Origin of the sequence: Streptomyces sp. G-G2 (genome assembly GCF_030063135.1) — a bacterium.
Lineage (GTDB): Bacteria > Actinomycetota > Actinomycetes > Streptomycetales > Streptomycetaceae > Streptomyces.
In genome coordinates this window covers 1-15,267 of sequence record NZ_JASISO010000047.1, presented here as the reverse complement: position 1 = coordinate 15,267, position 15,267 = coordinate 1, and the positions used below count along the sequence as shown (strand labels likewise).

Sequence of the window (15,267 nt, the reverse complement as noted above, 5' to 3'; positions counted from 1 at the left end):
TCAGCGCGCTCTCCACTCGTACATCCGATTCGTTTGACAATCTAGTCCACTAGCTCAAAACTAGTTGACTAGAAGTGCATCAAGTAACTGACGGATGAGTCGGGGCGAGCGATGGACGAACTCTTAGGCGCCGCTGCGGCCATAGCCGCACTCACCGAACTCACCGGCGAGCCACCCGAAACCGCCGAGCAGGACGGCCTCCTGATCCTCCAGGCCGACCCCTCCCGCGTCCCGGCCGAACACTGGCACCGCCTCGTCGCGGTCCTCGAAACCGGCACCTCCTACGGCATGACCACCACCGCCGCCGGCGCGAGCGTCGTCTGGCTGCGCATCGAGCTGGGAGAGACAACCCGCCCATGAACATCCCGATCGGCATCCCCTTCGCCAAAGGCCACGGCACCGGCAACGACTTCCTCATCCTCGAGGACCCCGGCGACGCGCTCGACCTCACCCCCGCCGACACCATCCAGCTGTGCGACCGCCGCAGGGGGATAGGAGCCGACGGCGTACTGCGCCTCGTCCGCTGCACCGCCGCCCCGGAAGCCTTCGCCATGGCCGACCGGGCGGAATGGTTCATGGACTACCGCAACGCGGACGGCTCGCTCGGCGCGATGTGCGGCAACGGCGCCCGCGTCCTGGCCCGCTACCTCGCCGCCACCGGACTCCACCAGGGCGGCCCCCTCACCCTCGCCACCCGGGCCGGGGTACGCGAACTGCACGTGCTGGTCGGAGAAGACGCCCACCACGGCGACGTCAGCGTCACCATGGGCATCCCGGCCCTTCCCGGACCGGACCGGATCACCGTCGCCGTCGGCAAACGACGCTGGCCCGCCCTCCACGTCGACGTCGGCAACCCGCACGCCGTGGCCTTCGTAGACGACCTCGACCACGCCGGCACCCTCGACACCGCCCCGGCCGTCACACCGCACAGCGCCTACCCGCACGGCACAACCGTCGAGTTCGTCCGCGACATCGGCTCCCGCCACCTGGTGCTCCGAGTCCACGAACGCCGCGTCGGCGAGACCCCCTCGTGCGGAACGGGCGCCTGCGCCGCGGTCGCGGCAGCCCTCCACCGCACGCCCCGTCCGGGCGGTCCCGTCCGCTACACCGTCGACGCCCCCGGAGGGCGCCTCCTGGTCGACGTCGCCACCGACGGGACCATGAGACTCACCGGCCCGGCCTACCTCACCGCCCAGGGCACCGTCCGCCTCCGCACCGCATGGCCCACGGCCGCCGCGCAGGGCGAAAGGGGACTCCAGAGGCCCGCCTACGGGGCTTCCACACCCGCCCTGCTGGCTCGGGCCAGCCACGGCCTCAGCCGCCTCGTCAGCGGCGAACACGGGCACCAGGACAGGGCGGAGGCAGACCGGTGAAAGGCGACGGACACGAGGCACACCCGTTGATCGGCCGCCTCGTTCGCGACATCGCCTCCGGCACCGAGGGCCGGCTGATGGCCGTAGTCCAAGAAGACCTCCCGACCCACACCGGCACCCCCCGCACGACCCGGCGCGCGTACATCCGCCCCACAGACGGAGGCAGGGAGCTCCCCACCGCCCTCGCCAACATCGAACCCCTCGGCGCATCCTGAGCAGGCTGGCCGTACGAGAGCAAGACACGAAAGCCCCTGGCGACCGCCAGGGGCTTCGTCGTACCTACGGGCCAGACAGGCCGGATCGCCTGCCGACGGCGACGCCTGGTCGGTCATGGGCAAGGCCACTCGTCAGGTGACGGTGGTGGGTGGTGTGGAGGGCTGCCGGAGAGCGATGACATTCGCCTCCCGCCCGGGGCCGCTTCCCGCCTGACGGGACGCGGGGAAGAAAGTTCGGCCGCTGCTCCCGCCTGGCGGGACGTACGACTGATCGGCCTTTCCTTGCAGGTCAGAGCCGTGTGGCGTGGTCTCCATGATGGATATCGCGATCATTCGAGCCGGTCAGATGTACCGCTACTACCTGCGCCAGGTCGTCGTCGGTGACGGCCGCCGCCCGGCCCGCACCCCCCTCCGTAAGGCTCAGGAGGAGGCCGGCGTCCCGCCCGGTCGATGGATGGGCCGGGGACTTGCCGTGCTCGGACTGACGCCGGGTGAGGAGGTCACCGAGAGCCAGCTGCGGAACCTGTTCGGCGAGCGGGGCCGGCACCCGTACGCGGACCGCATCGAGGCCGAAGAGCTCGCCGCAGGGAAGTCCCCGAAGCAGGCGGTGCGAGCCGGCGCTCTCGGGCGCCGGGTCACGGTCACCGGTTTCGATCTCGTCTTCCGGCCGCAGCCGACGATCTACCTCCTGTGGGCGCTGGGTGATGACGAGACCCGGCAAGTGATCGAGGCCGCGCACGAGCGGGCGATCGAGCGGGTGCTGGAGTGGATCGAGGACGAGGCGGCGGTGATCCGGTACGGCAAGGACGGCATCTACAAGGTCCGGCCGCCCGGCGGTCTGGTCGCCGCACGCTTCCGCCACTACGAAGCACGCTCCGGGATGCCGCTCCTCCACGACCACCTGCTGCTGTCGGTGAAGGGGCAGCGCCTGGACGGCAAGTGGGGGTCGATCCACTCCGAGGTCGTGCTGGAGAACACGGTCGCCGCGTCCTCGCTCTACAACGAGATCGTGGCCGCTGAGGTCTGTGAGGCGCTGGGACTGGCGACCGAGCCGCGGGTCGTCACGGCCGGGCGCCGCCCCGTCATGGACATCGCGGGCGTGCCCCACGAGCTGATCCGCTGGACCGCCATCCGCGGAGAGCAGATCGCCGCCTGCCTCACCGACCTGGAGCACGAGTACGTTACCGCCGTCGACGACGACGGCGAGCTGAAGTACCTGCCCGCGGTCTCCGAGCGGGCCCGGGTGGAACTGATGCGGATGGCCGCCCACAAGACCCGCCCGCCCAAGCCGAAGGCCCGCTCCCTCACGCAGCTGCGCGCCGACTGGAAGCAGAGCGCGATCGACACCTCCAAGGTGGCCGCCGACATCATCGACTCGCTCCTTGAGCGCGCCCGCGCCGCAGCCGCCCGGATCCGGGCCCGGGTCGCCGCCGTGGTCGACGTCGCCCTGGCGGCCGTGGACGTCGCCGCAGTGGTGTTCGTGATGAACGGCGGCGGCCGGTTCCACCGCCGGCACCTGCTCGCCGAAGCCCGCCGCCACCTCGCCCTGGTCCTGCGCGGCCGCCGCCGCGACCCCGGCCTGGACGAGGACATCGTGCGCACCGCCATCTCCATGTACTGCGTGGACATCAGCGAGCCGAAGACCACACGCGGCCGGCAGGCGGACTACCGGCTCTACACCGCCCGGTGGGCGCTGTCCGATCTCGCCCCCGCCCGGCGCCCACCGACCCCCGTGCCCAACCCGGACCGGCTGCCACCGGCAGACCCGGCCTCCTCCTCCTTGGCCGCGCCCCGGCTCCCCGGCCAGGGCGCGCAGGAGTGGGACATCCCCCGCGTCCCGTTGAGCTACGACCGTGCGGTGCTCGCCGCAGCGGCGGTGCGGGAGAAGCTGCGCACCACCGTCGTGCGGGGCCGGACGTACGACGTCGCCGCACACCAGCAAGCGGCGATGCCGGAGCTCCTGATCGCGGGCCAGGACCCCGGCTCCGACCGCCCGGAGCCGCAGGACGAGCCCCGGTCGGCGATCGACCTGGCGGCGCTACGGGCCCTGAAGGCATCGCGGACAGATGTCGAAGCCTTGGACTTCACCGCCGAGCAGCTGCGCCGCGTGACGGACGCCTTCACGAAGGCCGGCGACGGAGCCCGCACGAGGACGAAGAAATACACCGCCCCCAAGGACGCCCCCGCACCGCACCCGTTGCGCGAGGACGATCAGCGGGTGCACCGCCCTCAGCAGCCGGGCCGACACCAGGGGCCAGGAGCCGGCCGCTGAGTGCATCCGGTGCGGTGCACTCGATGCAGCCGGTGTCCACCGACGATGTCGTGCACTCTCCGCATGGATGCTCGACATCGTCCCGGAGTACACGACATCGCGATGACCATGCACGACATCGCCGGGACGATGCCGTGCATCCACCCCGGCGCCCTGCCGCGCTTCCCCTTGACACAGGCCCGTGTCAAGGGGAAACGCGCCGCACTGGGCACACCCGGAACACCGCACCGGGCCCACCCGATGCGCGCCACTTCCACCCGCCGGCCATCCGCGGCGCGCATCGTGCACCGGGTGGATGTCCATCGGGTGGAGGCCATCGGGTGGAGGCCATCGGGTGGGCGCCACCGAGTGGATGCCGTCAGATCGAGTGGATGCCACCGAGTGGATGCGCATCCGATGCGCACCGGGTGCGCGGTGGCGGTTACCGGTGCGTTCCGGGGGCGGAGTGCACCGCGTGGGCGAGCACTAGGTGCTCGTCGCGGATCGTTTCCAGGGTGGTGGCGGTGTCCCCGTGGGGGTTGTCGGTGTCGGGCATCCAGCGGGGGATTATGACGTCCTCGTCGTCGGGGGCGGGGAAGACGTTCACGACGAAGCGGATGATGCTGCGGGCGATGCCCAGTGCCCCGGTGGTGGGGGAGTCCCGTGCCCAGTCCCGTAGGGCGGAGAGCAGGATGCACCCGACCTCTTCCAGGGCGAAGGAGTCGGAGTGCGGATCGGATTCTTCGCCGACGGCCGCCATGGGCCAGATGACGTCCTCGGCCACCCGCAGCAGCAGGAAGGCCAGTTCCGGGTCGGCGTCCGCGCGGCTGGCGACATTGGACCCGCCGCCCATCTGCAGGGCCAGCAGGTAGTCGAACGCGCGCTCCACCTGCTCCGGGGTGAGGGGCGTACGGGGCGGGATCAGGTACGGCATAGAGGTCTCCTCGACAGGGTGGTCGCCGTGTCGATCACGGCGGCTTCCCTGAGGGTGGGCGAATCCGCCTGTGGACAGCGCCCGGAGATTTCTCCGCCCCGTGGAAACGGACAAACCCTGCGGACAAGGGGGGCTAACGGACCCCCTTGTCCGGCTCCCCCTCGATGGCGGTCCCGGCCGCTGACCCCCTTGACCAGGGCCGCCGCACGGACGCGGACACCGCGTTTCCCCTTGACCTGCCTTGCTGCCAGCCACCGTTAGACCGCGGTCAAGGGGGCGTTCTGCACGCTCTCCTTCCACGGCCCCTGCGTGGGGCGGTGAAGGAAGCGAAGGAGATACGACGATGGCGACCATCCACAGCCGTCCAGGACGCGGTCCACTGCCGCCGGGCTGGCCGCACGCCGAGCTGGGCGCGGACAACCCCAGCGTCGGCTGGGCAAGCCGAAGGGAGCTCCTTGAGGGGGCACTTCGGTCCGTCCTTTGGAACCCCCTTGGGTGCCTGACCCCCGGCAGGGCGGGAAACGTGCTGGTCAGCGCGCGAATCGGCGTGAAAACCGCAGCGTCACAACCCTCTTCTCTCCTACTGATGTCCGTATTGGAGGAGAGCATCGGGTTCCGGGGGGCCCGGACGCCTTCCCCGGCGTGGCGCGGCCGGCAGCGGCTGGCCGGCGGCCGGTCGCGAGCAACGAGGGAGCACAGCTGATGGCGGGGAAGCGGAAGACCAACCCGGCGGGATCAACGAACAACTTGCGCGGCGATGTGCTGCGCGTGCTCGGAGCGCTGAAGGTCGCGACGGCTGATCAGATCCAGCGGATCGGCGCTCCGCACCTGACCTACCGGCACGCCGACAAGGGCACCCCGTCCGAGCAGAAGACCGCCCGTACCGCCTCGCACACCGGCGCGCTCGCAGACATGCGCAAGCACGGCCTGTCCGAGACCGGCGGCTCCACCACGGCGGGGGAGAGGCTGCGGAACCTGACCCTCAAGGGCCTGGAGGCCGCCTCCCACGAGCTGCGGCGCCCGGTAACGGAGATGGGCTCCACCGCCCGCGGCGCGGGCTCCAGCGGCGGCTCCCACCCGATAGCCGTCAACGAGACCGTCATCGCGATGCTGCGCCCGAAGCCGGACATGGCCAAGCTCGCCGAGGACCCGGCCGAAGTGCGGGCAGCGGCCCAGGCCGCCGTCGACGCGCCCAGCGGCATCGGCACGATCGCCTCGTACTGGACCGAGGTCCCGCTGCCCGCCACCGGCACCTGGAACGCACCCGGCAAGGGCGGCGCCCAGGCCGACATTGTCCTCACCGCCCCGCAGGACAGGATGCCGCTGCTGTTCATCGAGGTCGACAACTGCCACGAGACGGCGGAGGAGCTCGCACTCAAGCTGGAGAAGTACGCCCGGTTCTTCCGGCGGAAGATGAAGGACACCGACGGCAAGGAGCGCCCGATGTGGCGCACCCGCTGGACGGCTCCGGCCACCTGGTCCGGCGATGCGGTGCACCCGCCCGTGCTGCTGGTGTTCAACCGTGTCGGCGAGCGCAATCCCAACCGGACCATCCCGCGGCTGATCGAGCTCACCCGGCACTTGTGGGAGGGCGAGCGGCAGAGGGGCGGATTCCACGACTACGAGGGGAGGATCCCGATCATCGCGACCGGTCTGACCAAGCTGCGCGAGCACGGACCGCACAGCCCGGTGTTCCTCCGCTTCGGCCGCGACCACATGGAGCCCCTGTGGGCAGCGGTCGGCAATCCCCGGCGTGAGGCGGCCGATGCCCGGGCCCGGGACGAGACCAGGCGTGCACAGGAGGAGTACCAGGCACAACTGCGGCGTGCGGCCACGCAGCAGGCTGAGAAGAAGGCAGCCGAGCGTGAGGCCCGTCGTCCCGTCTGCGCCGGCTGCGGGGCGCAGTTCACCGACGAACGGTGGGAGGTGGCCGGCGCGACGGACTGGGAAGGGTCGAAGGACACCCACCCGCATCTGTGCGACGGCTGCAAGCAACGGGCCGTTGCCACCGAAGGCCAAGCGGCCGGCAGGCAGGAGCAGCCTGAGCCGGTGAGTCGTGGGGCAGATCCGCACGACTTCCGGCGTTGGACCAGCCGGCCTGTCTGTACCGAGTGCGGTGCCACGTTCACCGACGAACGGTGGAAGGCGGTCGAGCGCGTCGGCTGGGGCGTCCTCACTCCAGAGGCCAACCCGACCCTGTGTGAGGACTGCGACCAGCGGTACGAGGCCCGCATACGCGACGCCTGGTGGGACCGGCACCCTCAGCAGGAGCAGGAGCAGGAGCAGGAGCAGGAGCAGGAGCAGGAGCAGGAGCAGGAGCAGGAGCAGGAGCAGGAGCAGGAGCAGGCCCTGCCCGAGCAGAAGGCCGGCGGATGGCTCTCCCGCTTCCGCCCCGGCCAAGCCCGCTGATGTCCTTGGCCCCGCCCGTGAGTAGTTCGCCACCGTGATCCGGGCGCGGGGTCATGGCTGACGGGGGGGGGGTCCCGTTTCGGGTCCTCTTCGGAGTCCCGTTCCGGGTCCCCTTTGAGGTCGCGTTTCGCGTCCCGTTTCGGGTCCTGTTCCATTCACGCCGAGGAACACCAAACAGGCAGCTCACACGCCCAAGGAAGGGGCGCAGGCACGCCGACTACTTCCTGTGGAGGGGTCCTGGAGAAGTCCGTACCCGTACCGACGTCCGCTGCGGTCACCTTGCGGCGCTGGAGCGCCTCCCCGTCTGGCCAGCGGCCAGGACGAGAAGCGACACACGCGACGGGCCGCAAGGAAGACTCCGTGCGGCCCGTCGACGACAGCACTGCCTAGGCCCCGCGTCGTCGCGGGCAAGCCAAAGGGAGCCCCGACCGCCGGCTTGCCCAGGCCGTAGCCGGCTTGCCCATCCGCTGCTCTCGCCGTGTCGGGGGTGTTGTGCATACTGCTGGGCATGACGCCGCCGTTGCCTGTCCGCCTGCACCTGATGATCACGTTCATGATGGCGCTGGCCGGGACGTTCGCCGGGGCCTCGCTCGGGCTGGCGCTGTCCTCCGGGCGGATCCTGGCCGTGGTCGGTGCTGTGGCCGGCGGTCTTGGGGCGGGGATCTGGGCGCTGCTCTCCCGTCGGCAGGTCGTCGGCTTCTTTCAGGAGCTGCTTCGGCCCGTCCGGGAGATATCCCGGCTGCGCGATGAGAAGGCGGAGGCTCACACCGGCAACGTGGTGGCGGGTCTGTACATGTACCAGGCCGCACGATTTCCCCTGGCGCAGGGCGGGGTGAGCGCTGCTGAGTGCGAGGCCCGCCGGACGGTCGCTTACCAGCTCTCCGCGTACGAGGGCCTGCCGCGCCAGGTCCAGGTGGCAGCGGCCGCAGCCTTGGAAGCCATAGACCAGGGGAAGGATGCCGAGACGGCGGCCGAGGCGATGAGTGAACTGCGGGTCACGGTCTACGAGCACCGCGGCGGCCTGTAGGAGCCGCGGACAGGGTTGCACCGCAAGGGGGCTGGACCGTTGTCTGGACGGTTGTTTTCAGCGGGGGACCGGGAGTGTGACCGGAGGTGTGAACCTCCCAAACCGGTGACCGCTCGTTGATGCAGGTCAGGCCCGGTGGGCAAGCCTGTTTCGGAAAACGACACCTCTTTCCCACGCAGTAGCCGTGGGAAAGAGGTGCGCTTCACTGCCCGGCCGGCGGCGAGGACGAGACGCTAACGAAGCCCGTGCCCTACGTTCCCGCTCGCCCGGTCCCGTGACCGCGTCTCCATCCGGGAGACGGCACCCGCCCGGGCAGAGAGGAAGAGCACCATGACGTACATCGAGGACGGCCTGCGCGTACGGAACGGCTTCGCCGAAGGACCGCTCGCCGATGCGGCGCTGGACCGTGCGGCCCGCGCCGGGCAGCTCCTGGACGAACTGCAGGAGCGTCCGGAGACGATGACGGACGCGGAGCTCCGCGACGGGGTTAGCCGCGCCCTGCGTCGCTACACGAGGCGCCAGCCGCACGCCGACCAGGTCTACGGCATCGCCCAGCAGATCCGGCGCGGGGTGCGCGTCGAGTGGCTCGTGACCGACCGGCTCGTCTGCGCCTGACGTCCTGCCCGCTTGAACGGGTGTGAGGGGCCCCTGGCCGGGGGGAGGCTGGGGCCTCTCAGCGCGCTCCGCGGGGGACGGATCGTGCACGCCCACGGACAACGACACCGGAGTCGGCCGGACACGGTGGTCCACGGGTCGCCCGCGACGTCAAGCTGCTGTGGCCACATCTCACCGGCCCGGGCATGTGCTGGATGGCCTTGTACCCGTCCGGCTATCAGCTGCCCAGCTTCGGGTGACCGGATCTGCCACGGGGAGTTGCACGGGTCGGTCACGCGCTGAGCTGTGGTTTGGCCGATGGCGGGAGACGTATCGGTCACGCAGACGCGGGTGACCGGTCACGTGCTCGGTCACCCGGTCGGGCAAGCCCAAGGCTTCCCTGGGCAAGCTCACCGGCGAGCAGGCTTGCCCAGGAGGCCGACAGCCACGACCGCCGAGAAGGCCCGCGTCTGGCGGGCCCGCTTCCGCCTCGGGCAAGCCCCCTGATGCCTGGGTAAGCCTCCCGCCGACGGCGTGGGCAAGCCCAAGGCGACCCTGGGCAAGCTTGTCTCGACGGCGCTGGCTTCCTCAAGCAGGGCCCGCCTCATCGAGTGAGCCGCCATACTGCTACCTGGCGTGGCCAGGCGGCGTCCGAGGGACGATGAACTCTGCCGGTTGTTCGCGCGGACCAACTCCTACTGCTCTGGAGTAAGAACGGTGTCTGACGACCTGACAAGGCGCTACATCCGTAAGTGGCTCGATGCCAACGAGCGCGTGCAGGAGCAGTTCGCCCAGAAGGTCGCGGAAGTGGAAGCCGCAGGGCACCGCCTCATCGATGGAGGGCAGACGGGCTCTTACGACGATGCCGGCCGCGCGTCCTGGGCCATCAACGACTGGCGCACGGGCGCCGTGCTGGCCTCGGGCTGCGACGACTACGAGGGCTACTCTGCTGCCGTGGCGAAGGCTGATCCGGACAATTGCTGGATCTTGGTGGACAACCTCTCGGAGGAGACGGGGCTCCCCGAAGTCGATTCGATCCCTGGACTGCCCGACTCCCTAGCCGAGGCGCTCCAGGAGTGGGTTGAGTCGAAGGCTGCACCGTTGGAGGTCGCAGCCTGGATCAACGAACGGTTGGAAGACGTCGAGCCCCGTATGAAGAACGAAGTGGACGCCTTCCTGACCACCTAGCGCCTGCGCCGCGGGGGTCCTGGCGCCTTACGGCTGGGACCCGTTGCGGTGTCGGTTGCCGAGCTCAAGCTGACGGAGGACGCGGGCTCTCCTCAGCAAGGGGACTGAGGAGCGGGCCTGGGCCGGCGGCCCGGCGGCCTGGGACGGCGGGGGAGAGGTAGCCGCGCTCGCGGGCTGCTTTGATCCAGTCCTTGATGGTCGGTTCAGGGCGGTCGAACAGGTGGGCCAGGCGCCGGTGGAGGCCGGGGCCGTTGATGGCTTCACGCAGATAGGCGTGGGCCACGCGGTGAAGGAGTTCTTCCTCGAGCGGCGGCCGCCCTCGCTGCGCGGGCTGTGCCAGTGCGTTCGCATTCTCCAGAGCTTGGAGGGACGCTGCAGCGATTTCTGGTCCTGCCGCCCGCGGACGACCGAAGACGGTGATGCCTTCCTCTTTCCAGGATTGGTCGGCGAGCTCGGCCTGGGCACGGGCGATGATCTGGCCCAGCGGGATGCGTCGCAGCACATCGCTTGTGATCGGTGCGGACACGGGCAACGGCGCATCCTCCTCGGGGGGACCGACGAAGTCTCCGAAGTCGTCCCAGTACCCCCAGTCCGGGCGCCAGAGCTCGAGTTCGATCAGCCCGAGGCCGGCTCCCTGGTTGGCCAGGATGCCGTGCACGGTGACCGGAAGGTCAGCTGCCTCGTAGAGGAAATCCGCGACGTAACCAGGCCCGCGACCCCGTTCCTTGACGAACAGAGTGAGCGAGGGGCCGGGGACCGCGTCCTCGGGGACGTCTCCCCGGTCTGGGTAGGCATCCCAGGGCTCCATCACGGTGGAGACGAGCGATGCCTTCCACAGGTCCACCTCCTGAGTGCTGCGCGAACAGTCGTAGGAGTGGTCACGGACACGAGGGTGGTCCGGCCTGAGACGGCGCTCGTCCTCGGGGGCCTCGGGATTGACATAGTCGTCTGCACGGAACTCGGGCTGCGGCATGCTTCCCAGGCTAAAGACCACCGGTTCGCAAGGTGGAGGGAAAAGGCGGGTGAGAAGCCTCGCGAGACAAGTCACCCCCCCAGCGTCTGAAGCAGTACCGGCCGTACGACCGCAGGGCGCCTCGCTGTCGGTAGCAGCTGGGACGCATGGACAGGGATGAGGAGTTGTTGCGCGGCCGGATCTACGGCGAGGACCACGACCATCCCCGGCCCGGCCCCAAGCCCGGCCGCACCTACGCCGAACTGGTCGGCGGCCCGCTGGACGGCCTGCTCCTCGACATCACCGGCTGGACAGCGGACGAGATCCAGACCGGCGTCGCGCTGATGACCGAGATCGGGCAGTTCGGCCCCGGCGGCCGCGCCCTGTACGACCCGCGCCCGGGCGAGCGGAACCGCTGGGACTGGTCCGGCGACACACCCTGACCCGGGTACAGCGACGGGCCGCACGGAAGACTCCGTGCGGCCCGTCGCCGTCTGCTCCAGAGGTTCACCGGCTGAGGCGGGTGGCCGGCCCCCACGCGAACTCGAGGTCGTCCAGCAGAAGCTCCTCCAGCGACGCGTCCCATCGGGCACGGAGGAGGAACGGGGCGGTCTCCATGCGCTCGCAGACGATCAGGCTCTCGGGCTGGCCGGCCAGCATGTACCGGCCGTGCGAGGCGGGCTTACTACCGGGCCCGTACGCGCGCAGCAGCTCCTCCAGGCGCCCCCGGTGCCGGTCGGCGAACGCCTCCAGGCGCTGCGCGTACCCGGCCCGCTCGTCCTCGCGTACGGCGCTGAGTGCCACGGTCAGGATCTCCTCCGACGCCTCGGAGCTGAGGAAGTCGCCCGGGTCGGCCAAGGCCCACGTGCACCGCTGCGCCGCCGCCAGGACCTCCGTCGCGTCCAGTGCCGGGGCCGGGGCCGGTTCGCCCATCACGCCCACCTCATCCCGACCTTGGACAGTTCCTCCACTCGTTCCGGTGTCAGGGTGGCGGCCCGGCGGCGTTGGTTGTCGACCCACGTCCCGAGCTTCAGCGGCACGTCCCGCTGCGCCTGGCCGACACCGCCGATGGCGATGGTCTCGACGTGCTTGCGCGGCACCGTCAGGTGCCCCTCGCGCGCGAAGAACTGCTCAGCGGCGGCGAGGTGCATCGCCCACTTGTCTGTCTGGCTGGTGCGCGGCTTCGGCTTCTCGTCCTCGGTGGCGGGCTCGATGCCGAGGATCTGCTCGCACATCCACTGCTGGACCCCAGTGAGCTGATCCCACCCGTACCGGACGGACGTAACCCACCGGCCGAGGTCCTCGCCCTGGCGCACGACCTCGCCCGCCACGGTGGGCAGCGCCTGGCCGGCGTCCAGGTGCTGCCGGACGAGGTGGAAGCAGCGCTGCCACGTCACCGGCCACGCCGGGCACCAGGACGGGTCGATCTCCTCCAGCTGCTCGCGCCGCTCCCGCGTCATCGCCCCCGCCGACGACTCCACCGGCAGGCCCTCGGCACGCCGCTGCTCGATCTCCTGCGCCTTCCGCGCAGCGACCCGGGCGTTCTTCAGCCAGATCCCCACTGCCGCGCCCTGGAAGGCGGCGTCCAACGGCGCCAGGAGGTGCCCGTGCTCGGCCGCCCACCCGCGCGCGGCCGACAGGCCCTCCGCCCATGCGACGTCGAAGTGAGACCAGACCATGCCGAGCTTCTCCAGCTGGACGACGCGCTCTTCGTCCATGTCGCCGCGGCTGTAGAAGCGGCGGGCGTCGGCGGTCCACTGCCCGAGCGGGAAGTTCGCCAGTGAGGCTGGCCACCCCGCCCTTTTCGCGTCGTCGGCGGCCGGGACGCGGAAGGTGAACGGGACGCGCAGGTCGCCGTGGGCGCGGGCGTAGATGACGGCGGCTTCCACCCCGCGCCGCCAGTGCTCGTGTTCCGGGTTGAGGACCCGCAGGTTGATGAACGCGGCGAGCGCGGCCGGGTCCCGGGGCGTGGAGAACTTCAGCAGGGCCTTGGCGGGCGCGCTGACGCCTCCGGAGCCGCCGCCGGTCCCGTTGCCGCTCGTACGGCTGCCGTCCTCGCTGACGGGCTTGTAGCGGCTCGGGGCCTGCTGCTCCGCGAGGGTCTCCACGATCCGTGCGTCGTGCGCGCGGAGTGCTTCGAGGAGCTTGGCGAGCCCGCCGTACGCCCGGCTGGTGAGCATGTTGTCCGCCGTCTCGCCGGGGCCGAGCAGGATCGGCACCACCAGTGAGGCGACCTTCCCTTCGCCGGGCTGCATCCGCAGGGCCCGCCCCACGGCCTGGACGAGGTCGGGCATGGAGCCGCGCACGTCGGCCCAGTAGACGGAGTCGCAGTTCTTGGTGTCGACGCCTTCCCCGAGGACCTTCACCGACCCCAGGTAGCCCTTCTCCACGACGCTGCCGTCCGTGGCGATCCCCTCGGCGAACTCGGCGAGGACCCGACGGCGGTGGAGCGGCTTGTGTTCCCCGCACAGCCAGTCCGCCCACACCGTCTTCGGGTAGAGCTCGCGGTCGCTGGCGTGCAACTGGGCAGCGACGTCGGTCAGGCCGGCCGCGAACGCTTCGGCCTCTTTCACCACGTGGTGGAAGACCAGCGTCCTGCGGAAGCCCTCCTCCGCCGACGCCTTCACCAGCGCGGTCTGCAGAGCGGCGAGCCGCGCCCCGCGGACCTCGGCCGAGCGGCCCTCCGCGCCCAGGAGCTGCGCGGCCTGGAGCTGGGTGTCGGTGACGTCCACGCATACGACCTGGTAGGGGGCGCAGATGCCCCGGTCGATGGCTTCCGAGAGCGACAAGGTGAAGCACCTGCTGCCGAACGGGCCGTCCGGGTCGTCATCCATGCTCGCGACCAGCTCGCCCGGCGAGCCGGCCTCGTCCTCGTCTCCGAGCTGCCACATCCGGGGCGTGGCCGTCATGTACAGCCGGCGCAGCGAGGGGATGCGGGTGTTGTCGTGGATGACCGCCCACGGCTTCCCGATCCGACCCGAAACGCGGTGCGCTTCGTCCACGACGATGAGGTCCCAAGCCGCCAAGCCCCCGGCGTGCGCCCGCTCCAGCGTGCCCAGTCCAAGGCTTGCGTACGTGGCGTACACGGTGACCTTCTCCAGGCCCCGAGTCCACTCCACCAGCTCGTCCACGTCCGTGGTGTTGGGGAAGGAGACATCCTCACCCCGCAGGGAGGACACCCCGATCATCGGGCCCCGGCGGCCTCCCTCGCGCCACGCGATCTCGGTCTGTGCCAGGAGGTCCAGAGACGGTACGAGGACCAGCACCCGGCCCGCGTGGAGCTCCTCCGCGCTGCGGACCGCCACCCGGGTTTTCCCGGACCCGGTCGCCATGATCACTTGCGTTCGAAGCCCTCGTTCGGGCACAAGTGATCTTGCAGGCAATTCGAGGGCAGCGAGGACCGTGTCAATGGCCTCTCGCTGGGCGGTTTCGCGGTGGTCAGTGCGGTTTATGGTCGACATATCCGCCTGCTTCCTCCTGGGTGCCATCCGGTCGATCCGAGCGGCGAAGAGCGGGAAACCTGCACTTAGATTCTGTGCGAGGTCTACGATTTGGACTGGCGCTGATGTCTGGTTGGCTTGACTCGCCGGAGCATCAGCGAGGCCGTACAGCGGATCTCGATAAGCTTCCAGAGCACCCCCAGCTGGTGTGCTCTGAGTCCAGAGTCTATCTCCACACCCAAAAAGACGCACACGGATTGCCGAGATTCCCTCTAACGTGGCGTAAAGCTGTTACTCTGGTCTTATTGCAAGCCAAGCAAGGCCCCTGACGACCTCTCAATCCGGCCCTTTCCTCTGGAAGGCTGGCCCCATGTTCCTGCTCCTTCCCCAACGGCCCGTCACCCCCTCTCCTCTTGCTGCCGCTTACGCCTCACCCTCATCCGGCCTGATGGTTGGTCTACTGCCTGCCTGGTCTACGCCCGTGCGGAGCGCGGGCGGTGGCTGAAGCGGAGCGGAGGCCACGGGTCGGCCGGAGGCCGGCCCCCGGGGGGCCGAAGGCCCCCCGGCTTCACTGCGGTTGGCGGGTTCGCGAAGCGGGCCCGCCGGGCGGTGAGCGGAGTAAACCGCTCCGCTCACGCGGAGCGGGAGCGGAGGGAGGGGCGGAGCCCCGACCGCTCGCTGTCCAGGGCGGAGCCCTGGGGGACCCGCTCCGCCCCTCCCTCCGCTCCCGCTCCGCGTGAGCGGAGCGGGTTCGCTCCGCTCACCGCCCGGCGGGCCCGCTCCGCGAACCCGCCAACCGCAGTGAAGCCGGGACGCCTTCGGCCCCCGGGGGCCGGCCCCCGGCCGGCCCCGGGGCACCCCGCCCCGCCCCCCCCCCCCCCCGC

Annotated in this window: 13 protein-coding genes; 9 read left to right on the top strand and 4 right to left on the bottom strand. The window is 70.5% G+C overall.

What is annotated here, in order from left to right; translation table 11 throughout:
• Positions 1 to 111: 111 nt before the first annotated feature.
• From QMF80_RS29935 to mobF, 4 genes are all read left to right on the top strand, one after another.
• Entirely contained in the window at positions 112 to 360 is a 249-nt protein-coding gene (locus QMF80_RS29935; RefSeq protein ID WP_283458886.1) for a hypothetical protein, read from the top strand.
• Positions 357 to 1,373 (top strand): diaminopimelate epimerase, encoded by a 1,017-nt coding sequence (gene dapF / locus QMF80_RS29930; protein WP_283458884.1) that lies wholly within the window; start codon positions 357 to 359, stop codon positions 1,371 to 1,373. Before QMF80_RS29935 ends, dapF begins: the two co-directional genes overlap by 4 nt.
• On the top strand, positions 1,370 to 1,588 hold the full coding sequence (locus QMF80_RS29925; RefSeq protein ID WP_283458882.1) for a hypothetical protein: 219 nt from the start codon (positions 1,370 to 1,372) through the stop codon (positions 1,586 to 1,588). The genes dapF and QMF80_RS29925 overlap by 4 nt, the downstream gene beginning before the upstream one ends.
• Before the next feature lie 313 nt (positions 1,589 to 1,901).
• Entirely contained in the window at positions 1,902 to 3,860 is a 1,959-nt protein-coding gene (gene mobF, locus QMF80_RS29920; protein ID WP_283458880.1) for a MobF family relaxase, read from the top strand.
• Positions 3,861 to 4,281: 421 nt separating this feature from the next.
• On the opposite strand, the gene QMF80_RS29915 is transcribed toward mobF, so the two are convergent.
• Complete coding sequence (locus QMF80_RS29915; protein ID WP_283458878.1) at positions 4,282 to 4,773, bottom strand: hypothetical protein; 492 nt, start codon at positions 4,771 to 4,773, stop codon at positions 4,282 to 4,284.
• A gap of 702 nt (positions 4,774 to 5,475) precedes the next feature.
• Between QMF80_RS29915 and QMF80_RS29910 the strand changes: the two genes are divergently transcribed.
• From QMF80_RS29910 to QMF80_RS29895, 4 genes are all read left to right on the top strand, one after another.
• Positions 5,476 to 7,182, top strand: a complete 1,707-nt coding sequence (locus QMF80_RS29910) for a replication-relaxation family protein (RefSeq protein ID WP_283458876.1) — start codon at positions 5,476 to 5,478, stop codon at positions 7,180 to 7,182.
• 508 nt (positions 7,183 to 7,690) lie between these two features.
• On the top strand, positions 7,691 to 8,209 hold the full coding sequence (locus QMF80_RS29905) for a hypothetical protein (RefSeq protein WP_283458874.1): 519 nt from the start codon (positions 7,691 to 7,693) through the stop codon (positions 8,207 to 8,209).
• Between the two features lie 330 nt (positions 8,210 to 8,539).
• Complete coding sequence (locus QMF80_RS29900; RefSeq protein ID WP_283458872.1) at positions 8,540 to 8,824, top strand: hypothetical protein; 285 nt, start codon at positions 8,540 to 8,542, stop codon at positions 8,822 to 8,824.
• A gap of 696 nt (positions 8,825 to 9,520) precedes the next feature.
• The gene (locus QMF80_RS29895) at positions 9,521 to 9,991 is read left to right on the top strand and encodes a TroA family protein (protein WP_283458870.1); all 471 of its coding nucleotides are present in this window, start codon (positions 9,521 to 9,523) and stop codon (positions 9,989 to 9,991) included.
• A gap of 64 nt (positions 9,992 to 10,055) precedes the next feature.
• Here the strand turns inward: QMF80_RS29895 and QMF80_RS29890 are convergent, their stop codons facing one another.
• Positions 10,056 to 10,964 carry a hypothetical protein gene (locus QMF80_RS29890; protein ID WP_283458868.1) on the bottom strand — a complete coding sequence of 303 codons (909 nt, stop codon included), beginning with the start codon at positions 10,962 to 10,964 and terminating at the stop codon, positions 10,056 to 10,058.
• A 146-nt stretch (positions 10,965 to 11,110) separates the two neighbouring features.
• Between QMF80_RS29890 and QMF80_RS29885 the strand changes: the two genes are divergently transcribed.
• Positions 11,111 to 11,386, top strand: coding sequence for a hypothetical protein (locus QMF80_RS29885; RefSeq protein ID WP_133900393.1), 276 nt, complete (start codon positions 11,111 to 11,113; stop codon positions 11,384 to 11,386).
• 64 nt (positions 11,387 to 11,450) lie between these two features.
• Here QMF80_RS29885 and QMF80_RS29880 read toward each other — a convergent pair whose 3' ends face one another.
• Positions 11,451 to 11,876 carry a hypothetical protein gene (locus QMF80_RS29880; RefSeq protein ID WP_283458863.1) on the bottom strand — a complete coding sequence of 142 codons (426 nt, stop codon included), beginning with the start codon at positions 11,874 to 11,876 and terminating at the stop codon, positions 11,451 to 11,453.
• The gene (locus tag QMF80_RS29875) at positions 11,876 to 14,404 is read right to left on the bottom strand and encodes a DEAD/DEAH box helicase (protein ID WP_283458861.1); all 2,529 of its coding nucleotides are present in this window, start codon (positions 14,402 to 14,404) and stop codon (positions 11,876 to 11,878) included. Before QMF80_RS29875 ends, QMF80_RS29880 begins: the two co-directional genes overlap by 1 nt.
• Positions 14,405 to 15,267 lie beyond the last annotated feature (863 nt).